The organism is bacterium, from assembly GCA_023228325.1.
Classification (GTDB): domain Bacteria; phylum Auribacterota; class UBA6266; order UBA6266; family UBA6266; genus UBA6266.
Window position 1 is genome coordinate 1 of the sequence record JALOBK010000025.1, and the last position, 3,939, is coordinate 3,939.

A 3,939-nucleotide genomic window follows, 5' to 3' on the forward strand; every position below is an offset into this window, starting at 1 on the left:
TAAGTCTGTTCTAGAAATGCTGCAGGTTAAAAAAGAAGGAATAATAATTGAAGAGGATAAACATCTATTAGTTGATTTTTTGGATAAGTTTGAGAGTGGAGATTTTACTGGTGGCGATGAAATGATAAAAACGTATGAAAATTTGATAAGCAAAATATATATTAGAACACTTTTGAAAAAACGATATGATGATAAAGTGAATACCAGTGAGTTTGTTTTGGAAAACGAAGATTCGTACGATGAATGTTTAAAACTTATAGAAAAAAATAATGATCCAAAATCAAAAATAAAAACAGGATTCCAAAATTTTGATAAAAATATATTAAAGGGTGGGTTGGAAAATGGTAGAATTTATATTTTTGGTGGAACACCCGGTGTTGGAAAATCAATAGCTTTATTAAATTTTTTATGTGGTGCAGCTTTTAATGAAGAAAATGGAGATGGACTATATTTTTATTTTACATTAGAAAACTTCATAGGTGAAAGTTTGGAGAGAACAATTAGGATGCTTCCATATTATGACAAGGCTTCATCGGGAGAAGTTATAAATGGTGATGCAAAAAATATGTTTAAGTATCTTGAGAAATCAAATAAAAAAATTGTAATGAAATATCTTTTGCCCTATAGTAGTAATATCAATGATGCTATGATCTACATGGATGAGATGATATCAAAAACAGGGCTCAAGGCGAAAATGGCAGTGTTTGATTATTTGGATTTATTTGCATCGGTTAATAAAACAGAGATGTACAGATTAGAATTAGGTCATATAACAATGGAACAGAAAATGGTCGGAATCAAATATGGAATACCAAGTTTGACTGCAACACAATTAAATTCGGAAGGATATAATTCAAAAACCCCTGGATTGGGAAGTGTTACAGAATCAAGAAAAAAAGCAGAACATGCTGATTTTATAGGTCTTTTGCAAGCAGATATGGCTGACAACATTATTGGAAATAATTTATATAATTTAACAATGCATATCAAAAAGAATAGAAATGGTCCCCTTGGATGTGCAAATTTTAATATAGATTATAGTAAGATGCTGATAAAAGAATCAGGAATCTCTATGTTTGCTAAACAAAATAAAAGTGAAGATTCAATTGCTGATTTTTCTAATATTGATGGTATAAGCCAATATTTTTGAGGGGGGTTAATGTTTTTTTCTATTTTATACTTGACCGTGTTTGGTTTTATTATATGTTCCATATTCTCATTTATGCTGGCAGGGATAACGTGGTTAGTAAATAAAGAATTAATAATTATTATGTTGGGAAATATTGTCGGTGGGATGCCTGTAAATTTCCTAATGTATTTTAAAACAACATTTATTGTTTTTTTAATTATTTATTGGGTTGAAAAGTTATGGCATATTTCAGTATTGGACGCTATGGCAGAAAGTTTAAAAAACACTAATGGAGGAAACAAATGAATATACGATACAATATTCAAAGATATTTATTCACCCTTATTGGAGACACTACATTTCATTTTAGTATTACAAAAGAAAAAGGATTCAGATTTGTTTTTGGAATAAATCCCCCAACATTTTCATTTTCAGGGGATGAATTATATAATTGTGTAGAATTATTAATGAATGATTTTTTTCAGCCTGGAGATGTATTTCTTAGAAAATATGATTCATACTTAGATGCCAGATTCATTCCGGGTGAATTAAATCACGCTGGATTATACGTTGGTAAAGATGATGGAAAACATCAAGTTATTCATGCGTTGTCAGAGGGCGTAATAAAAGAGAATGCTATAAACTTTTTTAGGACTGACCATTTTGTTGTTTTTAGGCCAAATTTATCAATAGAAGATAGAATGATGGCAGCCAAAAAAGCATATGAATATCTTGGAACACCATATGATTTTGATTTCAAATTTACAGACGATTCAAGATTAGCATGTACAGAATTGATTGGTGCATGTTATCAACAATCAAAGAACAAATTCAAATTTGAAATGAAAAAAAGATTTGGGAGAATAACTTTAGTTGCTGACGATATATTTTTATCCAATGGGGATATACTATTTCATACAAAATCCATGGAGAGTTTTAAAATTTGGAAAGAAAGAATGGGGGAATGAGTGTCGTTTTTAACTGATGAAATAAGAGAATTGATGGTTAAGTTTGACAATCCCGGATTGATTGATATTCAATATGTTGATGACCATTTATATTATATTTTTAGAACCAAGGAAGATAAAAAAATAATTTATAGATATAAAAATAAAGATAACTATTATTTTTATTCCTGTGATACAAAGGAACCAATTGCCAAAATAAAAGATTGCAATATAATTCGTGGTAATTATAGAGAAATGAAAAAATACGATAAAAATAATACTACGTTTGAAAGAGATTTTAGTATTGAAAATAGGCATACTGTTGATTTTTATTTGTCATATCCAGAAAATAATTTCAGTCCAAAAATATTATTTTTAGATATTGAGCTTGATTTAACTAATCATAATAGAATTCCAAACAATGAAGATGCGTTTGCTCCAATTTGTATGATATCATATGGGATTGATGAGGACAGCATAAAAACTCTTGCTCTAAAATCAAACGGAATATTGTATGACAGATGGGAAAATACAAATACATTTTTCTTTGATACTGAACAAGAAATGCTGATGTATTTTTGTATGGATCTTAAAAAAACAAATGTTGATATTTTAACATCGTGGTTTGCTTTCTTTGATTATGGATATATTGCCGGAAGAATTTTTAAGATTGGAATGGATGTTAGAAAATTATCCTTATTGAATTGTGTCAGAGTGAATCATAAATATAAAGATATTTTTTATAGTGGGTTTGTTATCCTTGATATGTTGGAATTATATAAAGGATTTTCGATGGGAGAATTATCATCCAATAAATTGGATATGGTTGCACAGCATGAATTGGGTGAAGGAAAACACACATATGAAGGAGATATTAGAACTTTATTCAAAAGAGATCCAAATAAAATGATAGAATATAATAAACAAGATGTGGCTCTTATTTGCAAAATCAATAAAAAAGTAAAGCATATTGAATTGCAGAATAAACTGAGATCATTTTGTGGTGTGGATTGGAAGAAATCGTTATCAACAATTGGTTTGATTGATGGATTATTAGTTAAGTTTGCTAGAAAAAATGATTTAGCAATCATCACCAATAGAAAAAGTAAAGCATTGGAACCAATTCGTGGAGCGTATGTCAAAACTCCAGTTGGTGGATTATATGAGTGGGTTATTGATTTGGATTATAGTTCTTTGTATCCATCTATCATCAGAACATATAATATGGGCGTTGAAACTATATTGGCTAGTGTGGATGAAAAAATTTCCTATGATTATTTATATAAAAATAAATTGCCAGATGATAAAATTATATTAAGGTGCTACCCATATACTGATAAAGAACATATGATTAAAATATCATCAGACCAATTTAAGAAGATAATAGAAGGAAATTATCTCACAATTAATGGTGCTATATTTTCAAAACATGAAAAAGGAATATCTTTATATAATACGATTTTGACCGATCTGAATAATTTAAGATCAGTGTATAAATCTAACTGGAAGAAATTTACAAAAGAAAATAAGGATTTGGAAGCCAATAATAATTTTATTGCGCAGTGGGCCGTTAAGATTTTGGCAAATGCAATGTATGGTGCACTAACAAATGAAAATTATAGATATTTTAATCCAATTCTAGGATCTGCTATTACTTCTACAGGCCAGGAATTAATCAAGATGACAGGAATGGTGGTAGATTATTCTTTAAGAAAAGAAGAAAAAATTGAAGAAATAGATTTTGATCATATTCTAAATAAATTTTCAAATGAATTTTATTTAAAGGATACAAATATTTCCAATGTTATTTATACAGACACGGATTCAATTTTTATTGAATTATCTGAATTAGATCGGAAGAGC

At 28.7% G+C, this 3,939-nt stretch carries 4 protein-coding genes; all 4 read left to right on the forward strand.

Annotated features, from left to right (window positions below; all coding sequences use genetic code 11):
* The coding region (locus M0R36_11100; GenBank protein ID MCK9556336.1) for a hypothetical protein at positions 1 to 1,150 on the forward strand (1,150 nt) is incomplete at its 5' end.
* Between the two features lie 72 nt (positions 1,151 to 1,222).
* Positions 1,223 to 1,435 carry a hypothetical protein gene (locus M0R36_11105; protein ID MCK9556337.1) on the forward strand — a complete coding sequence of 71 codons (213 nt, stop codon included), beginning with the start codon at positions 1,223 to 1,225 and terminating at the stop codon, positions 1,433 to 1,435.
* Positions 1,432 to 2,097 carry a hypothetical protein gene (locus M0R36_11110; protein ID MCK9556338.1) on the forward strand — a complete coding sequence of 222 codons (666 nt, stop codon included), beginning with the start codon at positions 1,432 to 1,434 and terminating at the stop codon, positions 2,095 to 2,097. The genes M0R36_11105 and M0R36_11110 overlap by 4 nt, the downstream gene beginning before the upstream one ends.
* The coding region (locus tag M0R36_11115; protein ID MCK9556339.1) for a hypothetical protein at positions 2,098 to 3,939 on the forward strand (1,842 nt) is incomplete at its 3' end.